The organism is Butyrivibrio sp. INlla16 (genome assembly GCF_900104155.1).
Lineage (GTDB): Bacteria > Bacillota > Clostridia > Lachnospirales > Lachnospiraceae > Butyrivibrio.
In genome coordinates this window covers 34,792-51,153 of the sequence record NZ_FMYB01000025.1, presented here as the reverse complement: position 1 = coordinate 51,153, position 16,362 = coordinate 34,792, and the positions used below count along the sequence as shown (strand labels likewise).

Genomic DNA, 16,362 nt, shown 5'->3' with positions numbered 1-16,362 from the left:
CTTAATGCGTGTTAAGGGTTTACTAGTGAGGCTCAATAAAAAAATAGAGGGAGATGAATGATTATCAACTACAAGTAATATGGAGGATATGATAAATGAAAAAAAGATTGCTAAATGGCATGATAGGAGTGATGATCTTGTTGTGCGCTTGTGGATCGAAACAGAAAGTTTCTGAAGTTGGATTTGAAAATGAGGGTAACATCTATGACATAAGTGACGTGGTGCTTCCTGTTGATACAGAATATGTTGTTAAAAGTATATGTATGGGGAAAGATAGTATTTATATTCATGCAGATGTGTTTAATGATGATATTATGGAAGACACTATTTATAAGGCATCGTTAGATTTGGAGAAAATAGAAGAATTGCCTTTGAAGAAGGATGACCAATACATAGATAACTTTACTTGTGACAATGAAGGCAATATTTATTTTTTGGGCTGTGATGATAATGGTAATATTATGCTTTCCAAATCAGAAAATACTGGGGATATAATTTGGTCTGTTCCTGTTGAATTGGATGAAGAAGGAAGCATTATACAATCTATGGAGGTAGTAGAGAGAGAAGAGATAATTTTAGACTGTGAGGAAGATTTTTTATTATATGATATAGAGACTGGGGCTGAGCGTGGCTCTGTGAGTTCTTTCAGTAAGGAAAGTGACTGTAGTGAAGGGATGCTAAAGAAGACTAAAGATGGGGATATTTGTTACATTGAGAATATAGGAAAAAAGAAAAAGCTTTATCAATTTGACTCAAATCAGAATGTATTTGTTGAAAAAGATGTAGCATTAGATAATTTTGATCTCGGAAATGGTTTATTTACGGGGATGACATATGATTTTTATGTGTATGACCAAAAAGAAATTTGTGGATTTAATATTGGCGATAAGGAACTTACACATATTTGCGATTTTAGAGCATCAGATATTTATGTTGCATATATTGAATATATTTGTGAAGCAGATGATGGGAAGATTTTAATGATGTGTAATGGAGAAAGCGATCTGAATAGTCTTACTTGTTTAACGCCAAGTGATGGTAAAGATATTCATGCAAAACAAACTATTACGATTGGTACGGATGGAGTACCGGAGTCATTAAGCAAGCAAGTAGCAAAATTTAATAAAGCTAATACAAAGTATAAGATAAAAATAGTTGACTATTCAAATAATGAAAATATTGAAGCAGATTATATAACTGGTACTGCAAAACTAGGGTTGGATATGGCAAAAGGACAAGGACCAGATATTATTGTTCTTGGGGATACTATCCCGCTTGAAGACTATTCAGAAAAAGGAGCTTTGGAGCCATTAGATTCATATTTTAGTGCAGATAAAGAGATAAATATGTCTGATTATCTTAGTAATATTATTGATATGACAAAGGTGGATGGGAAAATATATTCTATTATTCCGAGCTACACGATTAATACATGTGTTGCAGCAAAAAACGCGGTTGGAAGTGAAAAAGTTACATTGGTAAATTATGAGGAAAAATGTTTGGAAAATGGAATTGACCCCAAAGTGGGAATGGGATTAATGACAAGGGCTTCAGCTGACGATTTGTTTTCTGTATCGGGAGAATATGTAGATTATAAAAACGGAACATGCAACTTTGAATCTGATCAATTTATGACTTTTCTTGAATTTGTTAAAGGACTACCCTCATATGAGGATTTTGATGATATAGATTACGAAAAATTCGAAGATTATTATAGGCAGAAAAAGGCATTGTTAAAGGAAGAAATGATAGGTTCGTTTGACCAATATCAGGCAATTATTAAAGGCTATTTTGGATCAGAAATAGTATTTAATGGCTATCCTACATCTAATGGAGGAGAATCCTTTGTGTCTTCCGACTTACAAATTGCAATGAATGCTTCGTGCGCTCATAAAGATGGTGCATGGGAGTTTATGAAATCTTTTCTATTGGATGATTATCAAAGTAATTTGGAACAAGAGTTTCCAATCAGTAAAAATGTTCTTGAAGAGCTAGCAGATAGGGCGTTGGAAAAGCCATATGAAATTGATGAAGATGGTGAAAAAGTTGAAATTGAAAAAAAATGGTATGTTGGAAGTGTTGCTGTTGAAATAGGTGAACTCTCCAAAGAAGAGGTAGATTGTTTGGTGAAAGTAATCAAAGAAGCAACGGAATATAGCGGATATAACTTTGAGATAAGTAACATAATTAGCGAGGAAGCAGAAGCTTATTATGAAGAGCAGAAGTCTGCGGAAGAAGTGGCAGAAATAATTCAAAGTAGAGTTTCTCTATATTTAAGCGAAAATAGGTAATATAAAATATTACGAAAAGGAAAGGACTCAAAAAAGCTTTATCTAACTTGTGGTGTAAAGCGTTGGGAAAACATCATAATGACAAACAAGAATACAAAAGCTAAAAAAACGATTGAGAAACTTGGACTATTATACGGAGTAAGCTATGATGATAAGACGTATAAGAATATTAAGAAAATATTGGAGTGTTATAGGGAATATGCTTATGAGCAGGTGATTTTTGATTTCACAAGCGTTGAAACTAAAGATATAAGAGAATTAATTTTTGAGATATATAGAGGATTTACTTCGAAGTATATTATAAGCGATAAGTTAGTAAACACAATTGTAGTGCACATGATTAATGATTGTTCAATAAGTGAAATATTGGATAAGACGTTGGAAGATATCAAAAGCTTTAGGGCTGAGGGTGATGATTACAATTATATCTTAAAGCAGTTATATTTTACTCATAACCATTCGACCAATACAGATATTTACTTGGATTTGGAGTTATCTTCAACGCAGTATTCATATAGAAAAGAAGAAGCAATCATGATATTTTGGATCTTTTTTTGGCAGGAATGTCTTAAGAAGTGGGATATTACTGAAGTAGATATGCATAAGGTAGTGACTGAAGCAATGAGTATAGATTTACTTAAAAAATATGATGTGGGGCAAAAAATACAAAATTGTTGTGTTAAGTGATGGCGAAAAATGATTAGTGTTTTTGTAAAATCGCTTTATATGAATTAGCTTGAACATTTTTTTATGGATAATTAAATTTTTTATAAGAGGGTCAGCCTGAATTGAACGGGCTGATTCTTTTTACATTATATGTATTACAGATTTGTGTGAGTAGTTAATAATATGTTATATTGCAACATCGAGAAAGAATGATGAGCAAAATTAGGCAGAAAGCTGGGGAAAATAAGGGAAAATGATGGTTGAAATATATATAAAAATACTCAATTCAGTGTGAATGCACTAAGGTTCAAAATTATGTAATATAAGAAACAGGAGAAGTTGGCCAATAAATTCTGAATAAATGAGGGGAACAAAAAGCAAAGGGGAAATGTACAATGAAGAGAATAAAAACTGTTGGAGCATTGTTACTTGTTGTAACAATGTTATTGAATGGTGGATCTTTAAATGCACTTGCTTATCATAGTACGGTTAACAGGGGACGCGATCTTAGAGGGCCATTAAGAGATAACATAATATCAGGACAAGTTAGTGAGACAACAAAATATTCGAAGTGGCAAACAAAAGGCAAGGTACGTAATGATAAGAAAAACACTGGCACAGTAACTTTTTCATGGACTGAGACTACTACTATTACAAATTCTTGCTCTGCTTCTGTGGGAGTTGAAGTTCTTCAGGCAACTGCCACTGCTGAATTGGGAATTGCAGTATCAGACTCTCATGCTGTTTCGCTTTCTACAACGGCAACATTACCAGGAAAAACATCAGCTGCAGGTCAGTTAAGATTTGAGACAACTACTCACAAAATTCAGCATGTTGTGACTCGTCAACGTAAAACCAATGGACAATGGAGAAATATAGATAAGCCTAAGAAAAGCTATTCGACTATAGTAGAGAAAGTACCAGAGATAAGAATATACTGATTTTCCAGCATTAAAGGAGGGATATATAGGACATATATATCCCTCTTTTTGTGGTAAAATTTAGACTGTATAAACACCCAATTAGTGAAGGAGTTATTGATATGCTGCGTTTTGTTTTTGGAGCCTCGGGAGCGGGAAAAAGCTATCACCTGAGGAAAGAAATAATTGAGAGAAGTATTGCTGAACCTGACAGAAATTTTCTAATCGTGGTTCCCGATCAGTTCACCATGCAGACGCAGATGGATATTGTAAAACAGCATCCTGATCATGGCATCATGAATATTGATGTTGTCAGCTTTTCAAGACTATCCCATCGTATTTTCGAGGAGGTCGGAGAGAGCCATGAGAAGGTGCTTGATGACATGGGTAAAAGCCTTGTGCTTAGGCATGTTGCGGAGGAGATAAAAAGTAACCTCCCCATAATTGGCGGAAGTATGCACAAGATGGGCTATATAGATGAAGTGAAGTCCACTGTTTCCGAGTTTATGCAATATGGTATCGAACCGGAGATGCTGGATGACATTATGGATGTTTGCGGGAACAAAGGCGCTCTTAAGGCCAAGCTTTCGGACTTAAGGCTCCTTTATTCCGAATTCAAAAAATACATCAAGGGGAATTATATCGCCCAGGAGGAGCTTCTTGATGTCCTCTGCAAGGCACTTCCCTCATCGAAACTTATCGATGACAGTGTTATAGCATTTGATGGTTTCACAGGCTTTACACCGATTCAGTACAGGGTTATTGACGAGATACTGCGATTATCATCAGAGGTTATTTTTTCCTTTACTCTCGGACAGGAGGACAATCCCTATAACTATGACAGAAACGAGGAACAGGAGCTGTTTTTGCTTACGAAGAAGACAGTTCATGATCTTTTGCACCTTGAATATGAAAATGAAAAAAGCATGGATCCTTCTGCTGTGCCTGATTTTGAGAGATGGGCTGCCTACAGGAACGAAAACTCACGCGACGTCTTTTTGAAAAATACTGAGAAGGGAAGACATGCGTCAAATCCTGAGCTTACATTTTTGGAGAAGCATCTTTTCAGATACGGGAATGCTAAGTATGGAGTTTTGAAGGATGGAGATTCACAGGAAGGTGAAACTGCAAAGTGTACGAGTATTGGCATCCTTGAGGCGGATACGGTAAGCCGCGAGGTTCAGATGGTTCTATCGAGGATAAGGAAGCTCATTAGGGAAAACAGAGAACTTCACTATCGCGATTTTGCCATAGTGTGCGGAAGCCTTGAAAGGTATGGCGAGGTGATCAGCAATGAAGCCGGAAAGTATGAGGTTCCGATTTATCTGGATCAGACCGGTAATATCAAACTGAATCCCCTTATTGAAGCTATAAGAAGTGCGCTTCTTACAGTAACTTCCAGGTATAGCTATGAGTCTGTGTTCCATTTTCTGCGCAGCGGACTGTCACCTCTTACGGCAAATGAGACGGACAGGCTTGAGAACTATGTTCGTGCCCTGGGTATCCGCGGAATAAAGGGATGGGAGACTGACTTTGAACGTATACCCGGACAGATAATGAGGAAACTCAAAATGTCCAATAAAAAGGACAGCGAAAATAATATAATCGAGGAGCAGAAAAAAGAATACCTGAGTGATTTGAATTCTCTGAGACAAAAAACAGTGGATGCACTGGCTCCCTTGTTTGGCGCTGAGGGGAAGACTGTGCTTGATTATTCCCGCGCTCTCTATGAGTTCCTGACAGGCCTTGGTGCCCAGGGGAAAATGGCGGAGTTTGAGAATAGCTTTCGCAGGCAGGGCGATGAGATAAGAGCTAAGGAATATTCCGTTATTTATCGCAAGGTAATAGCACTACTTGATCAGGTGACTGCGCTTATGGGCGATGAGAAGATCGCCTGGAAGGAATATGCGGAGATTCTCGATGTGGGCTTTTCGGACATCAAGATCGGTACCATTCCGCAGAGCGTAGAAAGAATTGTTGTCGGAGATATCGAGAGGACGAGACTTAAGGAAGTTAAGACCCTGTTCTTTCTGGGAGTTAATGATGACCTGATTCCGAAGGCGGCGGGGACGGGCGGCATAATCTCGGATATAGAGAGACAGTTCCTTGCTGATTCTCTGACAGGTATAGAGCTGGCGCCTACGCCCAGGCAGCAGATGTATATACAGAGACTTTATCTGTACATGAACCTGACGAAGCCTTCTGAGAGACTGTATTTGTCCTTTGCGCATCTTGATCCGGATGGTAAGAGTATCAGACCGGCTTACCTTATCGGTAAGATAACGGCGCTTTTCCCTGAAGTGGTTACCGAGCGCTTTGATGACAGAGCAGAGGGTGACATTATTCAGACGGCCGGAAATGGCCTTGATTACATCGCAGAGCACATTCAGGACTACTCGCGAGGATATATGAACGAGGAAGAGGAGAATGCCTTCTGCGGGCTGTTTAACGCTCTTTCGGGTCATAGGGAGAGACTACTTAAAATGGTGGAGGCAGCGGGCGTCAGATACGATCATAAGCCCCTTTCCGATACTGTGGCATCGATGCTGTATGGGAATTTCCTTGTCAACTCTGTCAGCAGACTTGAGAAGTATGCTCAGTGCGCCTATGCACATTTCCTTCAGTATGGTCTGAGGCTTGATGAGCGTGAGGAGTTCACCTTTGATCAGGCAGATCTCGGTACCGTTTTCCATGGCGCCCTGGAGAAGTTTTCGAAAAAGCTGGAGGAGGAAAATCTTTCCTGGGACAGTTTTTCCAAGGAGGACGGAGAGCGGATAATGGAGGAAGCTCTCACCGAATTTACCGATGGATATAACGGCAATATCCTTGAGAGCACGAAGAGAAATGAATATCTGATGCAGAGGATAAAGCGTATCCTTTTCAGAAGTGTTGATACGCTCCAGTATCAGCTTAAGAAGGGGTCTTTTGTTCCAAGGAGCATGGAGACTTCCTTCGATGAAGCGGGTGAGATCGATGCAATCAATATCGCCCTGACAGAGGATGAGCGCGGCAGGATTTTGCAGCGCATGAAGCTAACGGGAAGCATCGACAGAATAGATACCTATGAGGATGCTGACCATGTCTATATCAAGGTAATAGATTTTAAATCGGGTAATAAGAAGTTTGATCTGTGTGCATTATATTATGGATTGCAGCTTCAGCTTGTCATGTATATGAATGTGGCAAGAGGAATGGCAGAGGCTAAGAGTCGTGGGAAGGAAGCGGTTCCGGCAGCTATTTTGTATTATCATCTGACAGATCCCGTTCTCGACGGGGAGAAGGTGAATCCGGATGCCACAGGAGAAGAGGTCAACGCAATGATTAGGGAGGAGCTTCGTACAAGGGGACTTGTGCAGGCTGACAGGGAGATTATTGATCTTCTGGATCATGAGGCCGGGCAGAAGTCTGATGTAATTCCTGTGAAGTTCAATAAGGACGGGAGTTTCGCAAAGAACGGCTCGGATGTCATGAGTGCCGATGACTTTGAGCAGGTTTCCAGGTATGTAAGTCACCTTGTAAAGAAGAGTGGCAGAAATATTTTAAAGGGGGATATAGAGGTTAACCCCTATTCTCAGGGAGACAATACGGCGTGCAAGTACTGCAGGTTCAAATCTGTCTGCGGATTTGAGCAGGGCATTCCGGGATATTCCTGTAGGGAACTCCCAAAGATGAAAGACGATGAAGTGATGCAGCGTATTGCATCGGAGGTTTGATATGGGATTTACACCTGAACAACAAGCTGTAATAGATGCGAGAAATTCGAATGTACTGGTTTCCGCAGCGGCGGGCTCCGGTAAGACTACTGTGCTTGTAGAACGCATTATACAGCGTATAACGGGCGATAACCCGATAGATATAGATAAACTACTGGTGGTAACTTTCACCAAGGCTGCTGCGGCTTCTATGAAGGAAAAAATACTGGCGGCAATACAGAAAAAGCTCGCCGAGGATCCGGATAATGCTCACCTTCAGAGACAGGAGACGCTGGTTCACGGAGCGCAGATTACTACTATTGACTCATTTTGCCAGTACATAATCAGGAATAACTTCAATGATATCGATCTCGATCCCTCCTACAGGGTTGGAGACGAGGGAGAGATGAAACTCCTGAAGGCGGATGTTCTTGAGGAACTTCTGGAGGAGAAATATGAAGAGGCGGATCCCGACTTCCTTGAATGTATGGAATATTTTGCAACAGGAAGTAGGGACGACAAGGTTGAAGAGTTTATTTTAAAACTCTATGACTACGCAATGAGTATGCCCTTTCCGGAGGAGTGGCTTACTGAGAGGGCAGATGACTACAGCCTTAGCGAGGAAGATTTCGACAGCGCACCTTTTGTGAAAAAGGCATTGGCTGGTTTTACAGCCTCTATGGAGGAGTGCGTAGAGTATTACAGGATAGCCCTTAAACTTGCTATGGATCCTGACGGGCCGTACTTTTTTGGAGATCTTTTGGAGAATGAGCTTGACCAGGCATCTGCAATCAGACAGAGTGGAGATAAATCTTTCGATGAAGTCAGAGCCATGGTCTTGAATATGAATTTTGCAAGGCTTTCTACCAAGAAGGATGATTCTGTTAATGCTGATAAGAGAGAACTTGCAAAGAACTATAGGGATAAGGCAAAAAAACTTATAGGGAAGCTTCAAGAGAAATATTTTGCCGAGGATAAAAAGACTATTTGCGCTCATATGGCTTTTGCTGCAAAGCCCGTGAAAACGCTGGCTCTTCTTGCACTTGACTTCAAAAAGAAATTCGATGAGAAGAAGAGAGAGAAGGGGATAATAGATTTTGGAGATATGGAGCATCTTGCTCTTGAAATAATCCTGAAAGGCGGAGCAGCACAGTACAGGGACTATTTTGAAGAGGTTATGATAGATGAGTACCAGGATTCGAATAATGTTCAGGAGTTGCTTTTATCCGCAGTCTCAGGTGAATCAGAAAAAATATATAACAGATTCATGGTGGGCGATGTAAAGCAGAGTATCTATAAGTTTAGACTTGCAAGACCTGAGATTTTCATGGAGAAAATGGCGAAGTATTCATGGGAAGAGGGACAGCCGGAAAGAAAGATCTCTCTTCACAATAACTTCCGAAGTAGGAGTGAGGTCTTAGACAGCGTAAACTATATCTTCGAGCAGATAATGGATGAGGATTTAGGACGCGTAAGGTACAACGAGGATGCCAGACTTGTGGTAGGCGGAACATTTCCGCAGCCGGAGGGGGAGAATCCCTTTGCTACAGAGCTTTTGCTTGGAGATGTAACAGACCTTTCGTCGGACGAAGGGAGAGAGCTTGAGGCCTCAATGATAGCGACCAGAATAGAGGAGCTACTTGAGAGGGGAGTTGTAACTGAGGGCGAAGACAGTTTCAGAAAGGTCAGATACGGAGATATAGTAATACTTCTAAGGACTACCAAGGGCTGGGATGACATATTCAGGAAAACTCTGGAAAGCAGGGGAATCCCTGCCTATGTTGAATCGAGAACGGGATATTTCTCAGCGACAGAAGTGGTGACGGTTCTGAATTTCCTTAGAATTCTGGATAATCCGAGACAGGATATTCCTCTTGCAAGTGTGATGCGCTCTGATATAGGCGGCTTTACCGATGAGGATCTTGCGCTTATTAAGGCAGCCGACAGGGATACGGAGAAAACCGGCTTCGAGGGTGACAGCTTTTACGATATTCTTCTTAGATGCAAAAATCTCGAACAGCTTCAGCCCTTGGAGAATAAGATAAGCGCGTTTATAAATCTCATAGAAGACTACAGGCAGAGGGCTGAATATCTCCCCGTAAGTGAGCTTATAGGCACGATTTTAAGCGACACTCATTTTGCAGAGTACTGCGCATCACTTCCGGGAGGCACGAAGCGCCTTGCAAATCTGAATATGCTTAAGGAGAAGGCTGTAGACTACGAGAAGACCAGCTTTAGCGGAGTTTTCCATTTTGTAAGGTATATAGAGCAGCTCGAGAAATACGAAGTGGATTACGGCGAAGCCAATATTCTTGATGAAAATGCCGATGTTGTACGCATAATGAGTATCCACAAGAGTAAGGGACTTGAATTCCCCGTTGTTTTCCTTTCGGGAATGGCAAAATCCTTTAACTTCATGGATACTAAAGACTCCGTTGTGCTTGACATGGACTATGGAATTGGAGCACCTGCCATTGATCTCGAGAGGCGTATTCAATATAAGACGCTGAGAAAGAATATCATGGGCGAGAATATGAAGATGGATATTCTCGGTGAGGAGATGCGTATTCTTTATGTTGCCATGACAAGAGCCAAGGACAAGCTTATTATGACCGGTCAGATTGAGATTGGTGATGAAGAAAAACCATCAGAAGGGAGCCTTAGAGGAAGACTTGGAAGGAATATGCTTCTGAGAAACAGAGAGGCACTTTCCGGAGAGATGCCCTACATTCTTCCGTATTATCTAAGGAGCGCTGCCGGAAGCTATCTTGATCTGGTTTTGATGGCACTTGCCCGTCATCCTGACTATGCGAAGCTATGCGAGAGCGTTGGGGTATCCTGCGATCCGATAAGTAGAAGCGACGAGGTCCCCTTTGGTTTCAGGGTTATTACTAAGGATGAACTGACAGCAGAAGAGATAAACAGAGATGTTACAGCCAAGGTGCGCTTAGATAATCTTCTTATGCCTACCGGTCCGGAGAAACTGCGCTATGCAGATCTTTTCGGTGAGAGATTTGGCGACGGCTACGCATTTGACTCTTTCGAAGGCCTTTATGTAAAGACCACTGTTACAGAGCTTAAAAAAGCTATGCTGGAGCAAAAGGATGAGCCTACTCACTTTATATTTGACGAAGAAGAGATAGTTCCGGCCTTTATCGCCGAAAAGGAGAAACAGGCTAAAGGTGCTGCGAGGGGCACAATCTACCACAGAGTTATGGAGCTTTTGTATGATGAGGGAGATATGACTCCTGACGATAGAGCCGGTGACCTTGTAAACTGGATGAAGAAGATGGAAGCTCTCGGCAGAATGCCCGAAGGAGCTTCTGACAGCGTGGATGAGAAGGATATACTTGCCTTTTATAAGAGCGACATCGGAGAGCGTATGAAGAAGGCTCACGACTTGGGAAGGCTTCACAGAGAGTCACCCTTTATGATGGGAATAAGTGCGAATAAGGTTAATTCCAAATTCCCCGACTCCGAGCAGGTTCTTATTCAGGGGATTATTGACGTCTGGTTTGAAGAGAACGATGGACTCGTTCTCCTGGATTATAAGACTGATAGAGTAAAGGACGAAAGCGAACTCTCAGAGAGATACAAAATTCAGTTGGAATACTATGAGGATGCGCTTGAGAGGATCACACATAAAAAGGTGAAGGAGAGAATAATCTACTCCTTCACCCTGGGCGAAACTATAAATTTGTAATTATGTAGTTCTCATCATGATGCAAGATGAAGCTGTTCTCTTACGTCTTCTTCATTTGCAAGATACTTGATTCTTGTGAATGCATTTCTGACTGCAGGAACACAGAGAATAGCAAATGTGAGCACTGCTTCAGCTCCGAGGTAGGAACCGTTATATACTAGTGAGTATCTGAAAGCGCTCATACCCTCAGGTGCATACTGGCCAAAGAAGATCACTCCTGAGAGTACTGCAAAGAACAGACGACCTAAAACACCTGCGATATAACCTAAGCTCATGCCATGCTTGAAACGTGAGAATAATCCGGAAACTCCAAGCGCACCAAACGCAAGGATATAATCACATATGAGCTGAGGAATACTGATGATATAGGGTCCGATGATGAGCTGAAGTAGTCCGTATGCGAGCGCAGAAGTAAGACCTGCTCTTACACCGTACAGATATCCTACGAATGTAATGAAGAACATCGAGAACAGTGTAACGGCTCCACCCATGGGCATCTCCCATATCTTGATCATTGATGTGATCATTGCCAGGGTAACGCACATTCCGGCAAATACAAGTTGTTTTACTGAGAAATGATTCTTTCTGTCTCTTCCTGTGAAAAAGCAGGCTGCAACAAGAGCAAGAATAAACAGGACTACCAAAAGTCCATATCCCAATGATGTAAGTTCGTAGGTGTCATCTACAAGATTCATAAATAATGACATAATAAAACCTCCTCCACTTTGCAATTTCGCTGTGGGGGAGGTTGTTTCATCATGAGTTCGCAGTGCGAATATAGATAAATGCTTCCTTACGCCGGTATTACCCGGTTCAAGTAATAAGGGTCGATGTTGGGCTCAACACCATCTCAGCAAAGCTCCCCTAGCAAAATATTTATAATTTATATTTAGTTTTCGATTTAATTTAATGCTATTTCATAATCTTTGTCAATAGAATTATTGGGCGTTTTCAATGAAAATCAAATAGCGATATTATAACAGCGGTATACCGTTTTCTCTTGCATAGTCGGTGTAATCCTCAGCCCAAAGTGAGCACTGTACTTCACCGATGTGTGCCTTTCTTAAGAAGAAGAGGCAAAGTCTTGACTGACCGATACCACCACCGATGGTATAGGGAAGCTTTTTCTCCATAATAGCCTTCTGGAAAGGAAGCTCTGCACGCTCTGTGCAGCCGGTCTTCTCGAGCTGCTCCTTAAGAGAATCCTCATCTACACGGATACCCATGGATGAGAGCTCAAGTGCAATATCAAGCACGGGATAGTAAACAAGAATATCGCCGTTTAATGCCCAGTCATCGTAGTCCGGAGCTCTTCCGTCATGCTTCTCGCCGGATGCAAGAAGATCACCAATCTGCATGATGAAGACAGCCCCCTTTTCCTTTGTGATGAGATATTCACGCTCCTTGGCATCTTTTCCCGGATACATATCTTCAAGCTCCTGTGAGGTGATGAAGAAAATATCATGAGGAAGGATCTCTTCTATATAGTCATACTGAATTGACATATACTTCTCAGTCTTGCGAAGAACCTTATATATTGTACGAACAGTGTCCTTAAGGAAGTCAAAATTGCGGTCTGCCTTACTGATGATCTTCTCCCAGTCCCACTGATCTACGAATACCGAATGGATATTGTCGGGAATCTCATCTCTTCTGATTGCGTTCATGTCGGTATAGAGACCTTCGCCGACTTTGAAGCCGTATTTTTTAAGTGCGTAGCGCTTCCACTTGGCAAGTGAGTGAACTATCTCAGCTTCACGCTCATTCTCCTCGCGGATATCAAAGGCTACGGGACGTTCAACGCCGTTCAAATTATCATTAAGTCCTGATTCGGGCGCAACAAACAGGGGCGCGGTAACACGGAGAAGATTCAAATTCTCAGAAAGAGTATTCTGAAAAAAGTCCTTAACTGTTTTGATACCGACCTGTGTGTCGTGGAGGTTTAATGCAGACTTGTAATCCTGGGGAATAATAAGATTTTCCATAACAATGCTCCTCTCGATAAAATATATTTAAAATTAAAGCGCTTTTTTTCGCTTCATGCAAGCATAATATTTGCATTTCATGCGGTTTTTTAATAATTCAACCATAAAGAGTCTAAAAATGGTAGTAAATTTTGAATTAACAACCACGTAAAGCCTCATAATATCCGCACCTTAATCGTTTTAAGAAAGTCTTAAGAAATTCCTAAGAAAATCTACAATATTTTTTCGTTTTTTTGATTTATAATTTCTCATTGTAAGGAGATTAAAGACTATGGAAATTAAGAAAGTAATCAAATTAACACCGAATCAGGTAAAGGATTTTGTTAGCGCTGCAACTAAGTGCGATTTCGATGTAGACGTTTCGTACAACCGTTTTACAGTAGATGCTAAGTCTATACTTGGTGTCTTTGGCCTTAACTTTGACTGCCCACTTACAGTTCGTTATCGTGGGTTCAACAAGGAATTCGAAAACTATCTTAGTGAGCACGCTGCAGCTTGCTAATTATATATCATTGCGCATAAAGTTTTATCTGAAACGATGGGCTCCCCATGATATACTGTCATGGGGAGTTTTCATATTATGAAGGAAATTAAAATCTCAGTTCGAGCCCTGGTCGAGTTTCTATTCCGATCAGGCAATCTGGACAACAGAATACATCATGCACCTGACACTGCGATGCAGGAGGGCGGAAGAATACACCGCATGATCCAAAAGCGCATGGGGTCGGATTATCAGGCGGAAGTCCCGCTTAGTTACACACACACGGATACTAACTACATATTGACCATAGATGGCAGAGCCGACGGAGTAATGGAGAGGAAGGATAAGCCTCTTCTCGTCGATGAAATTAAAGGCACCTACAGGGATTTGAAGAAAATAAAGGAGCCTGACTACGTTCATCTGGCTCAGGCCAGATGCTATGCTGCAATCCTGACAATGCAAAATGAGCTTGAAAAGGTAAGCGTCAGGATCACCTATTGCAATATAGAATCAGAGGAAATAAAGCTTTTTGAGGAAGATCATACTGCTGCGGAGATTATAGAGTGGTTTGAAAATACGCTTTCTTTGTATCACAGATGGGCAGAGTACCTTGCAACCTGGGATGAAGTGAGAAAGAAATCCATACAGGGAGCGCAGTTTCCTTTCCCCTACAGAGAGGGACAAAAGGATCTGGCAGCAAGCGTGTATAGAACCATCTACCATGGCAGAAAGCTTTTTCTCGAGGCGCCTACAGGCACAGGCAAGACAATTAGTACGGTTTTCCCTGCTGTTAAGGCTATCGGAGAGGATAAAGCTGACAGGATTTTCTATCTGACGGCGAAGACTATCACGAGGACAGTGGCCGAGGAGACCTTCGAGATACTTAGAAGGGAGCAGGACCTAAAATTCAAGACGGTGACACTCACCGCCAAGGATAAGATATGCTTTATTGAAAAGAGCGACTGTAATCCCGCGGCCTGCCCTTACGCAGAAGGTCATTTTGACAGGATTAATGACTGTATTTACGAGGTTTTGACCAAGGCGGACAGCTTCGACAGGCAGACTATTGAGCATTATGCAAAAAAGCACAGCGTGTGTCCCTTTGAGCTCTCACTGGATCTCAGTCTTTTTACGGATGCTGTTATTTGCGATTACAACTATGTATTTGATCCTTTTATATATTTGAAGAGATTCTTTGCGGCCGGTAATAAGGGAGAGAATATATTCCTGATAGATGAGGCCCACAATCTGCTGGACAGAGGAAGGGATATGTACAGCAAGGAGATTAACCTTGAAGTATTAAGGGCCTTTGAGAGCCTGATAAAAGCTGTGCATCCGAGGATTGCTAATATCGTGGCTTCTATATGCACAGAGATGGAGAAATATCGTGATGAGTGCGAGACAGCCATTGTGCTTGATGATATCTCACCTTTGATAAAAAAGATCAATCTGATCATCAATGTTATATCCTCATGGCTGGAGGACCACGCAGAGGGGATGTACAGGGATGAAATTCTTGAGTTTTACTTTGACATATCCGGATTTGCAACAATATATGAACTAATTAATGATAAATATGTGATTTTTGCGGAAAATGATGAAGAAAACGGCTTCAGAATTAAGCTTTTGTGTGCTGATCCCTCAGATAACCTCTCTCTATGCATGGAGAGGGCTAAATCTACAATATTGTTTTCTGCAACCCTTCTTCCGATTCAGTACTATAAGAAGCTTCTCGGAGGAACAGCGGAGGACTACGAAATCTATGCACATTCTGTATTTGACCCTTCAAGGTGCGGAAGACTGATCGCCTCCGATGTCACCAGCAAATACACTAGAAGAAGCGAGAATGAATACAGGAAAATAGCGGCGTATATTGATGCCATTGTGAGTGCCAAAAGCGGTAATTACATGATATTCTTTCCATCCAGGGTATTTATGGATGAAGTTGGCTACATTTTTGAGCAGGAATATTATGATGAGAATACTCAGGAAATCCTTGTTCAGCAGGAGATTATGAGTGAGGAGGAACGCGAGGAATTTCTTTCACGTTTTTCGCCGGCTAATGATATTGACCTTGAGAGTATTATCAACATGGAGATTGAGGTTGAGCCTTCCAAAAGCATTCTCGGCTTTTGTATGATGGGCGGAATCTTTGGGGAGGGAATCGACCTAAAGGATGATAGCCTCATAGGCGTTATTATAGTAGGCACAGGAATCCCCCTGGTTTGTAACGAAAGGGAGATTATAAAGGAGTTCTTTGAGATTGGTAATGAGGATGGTTTTGACTATGCCTACAGATATCCGGGTATGAATAAGGTACTTCAGGCTGCAGGCAGAGTAATACGCACGGAAACTGATGCCGGGATAGTAGCTCTTCTTGATGAGAGATTTTTGCAGCGGTCATATTATGAGATGTTTCCAAGGGAGTGGAGGGGGATAATCAGAACATCGACCGGCAGAGTCAAAAATGATGTAAAGACGCTCTGGGAGCGGATAGAAGCCAAATAAAAAACGGAAACTATCATATAAATCAAGGTGTTTTTCAAGCCTATAGAGGGTATGGTTAACATAATGATAGAATCGAGATATATTATGTTAACCATACAATAGTCTGAATAGTTTGA

9 protein-coding genes and 1 riboswitch are annotated in these 16,362 nt (G+C 41.3%); of the genes, 7 read left to right on the top strand and 2 right to left on the bottom strand.

What is annotated here, in order from left to right; all coding sequences use genetic code 11:
- Window positions 1-95 precede the first annotated feature (95 nt).
- The 5 genes from BLR42_RS12585 (at window position 96) to addA (ending at window position 11,272) form a co-directional block, all read left to right on the top strand.
- Window positions 96-2,291 carry an ABC transporter substrate-binding protein gene (locus BLR42_RS12585; protein ID WP_091869654.1) on the top strand — a complete coding sequence of 732 codons (2,196 nt, stop codon included), beginning with the start codon at window positions 96-98 and terminating at the stop codon, window positions 2,289-2,291.
- Between the two features lie 78 nt (window positions 2,292-2,369).
- The gene (locus BLR42_RS12580; protein WP_091869651.1) at window positions 2,370-2,978 is read left to right on the top strand and encodes a hypothetical protein; all 609 of its coding nucleotides are present in this window, start codon (window positions 2,370-2,372) and stop codon (window positions 2,976-2,978) included.
- A gap of 374 nt (window positions 2,979-3,352) precedes the next feature.
- On the top strand, window positions 3,353-3,898 hold the full coding sequence (locus BLR42_RS12575) for a hypothetical protein (protein WP_091869648.1): 546 nt from the start codon (window positions 3,353-3,355) through the stop codon (window positions 3,896-3,898).
- 101 nt (window positions 3,899-3,999) lie between these two features.
- A complete protein-coding gene (locus BLR42_RS12570) occupies window positions 4,000-7,590 on the top strand; it encodes a PD-(D/E)XK nuclease family protein (protein WP_091869645.1) in 3,591 nt (1,196 codons plus the stop codon).
- A 1-nt stretch (window position 7,591) separates the two neighbouring features.
- Window positions 7,592-11,272 carry a helicase-exonuclease AddAB subunit AddA gene (gene addA / locus BLR42_RS12565; protein WP_091869642.1) on the top strand — a complete coding sequence of 1,227 codons (3,681 nt, stop codon included), beginning with the start codon at window positions 7,592-7,594 and terminating at the stop codon, window positions 11,270-11,272.
- Between the two features lie 14 nt (window positions 11,273-11,286).
- Here the strand turns inward: addA and thiT are convergent, their stop codons facing one another.
- A complete protein-coding gene (gene thiT / locus BLR42_RS12560; protein WP_026528078.1) occupies window positions 11,287-11,979 on the bottom strand; it encodes an energy-coupled thiamine transporter ThiT in 693 nt (230 codons plus the stop codon).
- Between the two features lie 66 nt (window positions 11,980-12,045).
- Window positions 12,046-12,148, bottom strand: a riboswitch (TPP riboswitch).
- 98 nt (window positions 12,149-12,246) lie between these two features.
- Window positions 12,247-13,257, bottom strand: a complete 1,011-nt coding sequence (gene asnA / locus BLR42_RS12555) for an aspartate--ammonia ligase (RefSeq protein ID WP_091869639.1) — start codon at window positions 13,255-13,257, stop codon at window positions 12,247-12,249.
- Window positions 13,258-13,528: 271 nt separating this feature from the next.
- Between asnA and BLR42_RS12550 the strand changes: the two genes are divergently transcribed.
- Window positions 13,529-13,759, top strand: a complete 231-nt coding sequence (locus BLR42_RS12550; protein WP_091869636.1) for an HPr family phosphocarrier protein — start codon at window positions 13,529-13,531, stop codon at window positions 13,757-13,759.
- A 78-nt stretch (window positions 13,760-13,837) separates the two neighbouring features.
- Complete coding sequence (locus BLR42_RS12545; protein ID WP_091869633.1) at window positions 13,838-16,246, top strand: ATP-dependent DNA helicase; 2,409 nt, start codon at window positions 13,838-13,840, stop codon at window positions 16,244-16,246.
- Window positions 16,247-16,362 lie beyond the last annotated feature (116 nt).

Coding starts and splice junctions, on each gene's coding strand:
- addA (WP_091869642.1), top strand. CDS start 7,592: ATGGGATTTACACCTGAACAACAAGCTGTAATAGATGCGAGAAATTCG.
- BLR42_RS12580 (WP_091869651.1), top strand. CDS start 2,370: ATGACAAACAAGAATACAAAAGCTAAAAAAACGATTGAGAAACTTGGA.
- BLR42_RS12585 (WP_091869654.1), top strand. CDS start 96: ATGAAAAAAAGATTGCTAAATGGCATGATAGGAGTGATGATCTTGTTG.
- BLR42_RS12550 (WP_091869636.1), top strand. CDS start 13,529: ATGGAAATTAAGAAAGTAATCAAATTAACACCGAATCAGGTAAAGGAT.
- thiT (WP_026528078.1), bottom strand. CDS start 11,979: ATGTCATTATTTATGAATCTTGTAGATGACACCTACGAACTTACATCA.
- BLR42_RS12545 (WP_091869633.1), top strand. CDS start 13,838: ATGAAGGAAATTAAAATCTCAGTTCGAGCCCTGGTCGAGTTTCTATTC.
- BLR42_RS12570 (WP_091869645.1), top strand. CDS start 4,000: ATGCTGCGTTTTGTTTTTGGAGCCTCGGGAGCGGGAAAAAGCTATCAC.
- BLR42_RS12575 (WP_091869648.1), top strand. CDS start 3,353: ATGAAGAGAATAAAAACTGTTGGAGCATTGTTACTTGTTGTAACAATG.
- asnA (WP_091869639.1), bottom strand. CDS start 13,257: ATGGAAAATCTTATTATTCCCCAGGATTACAAGTCTGCATTAAACCTC.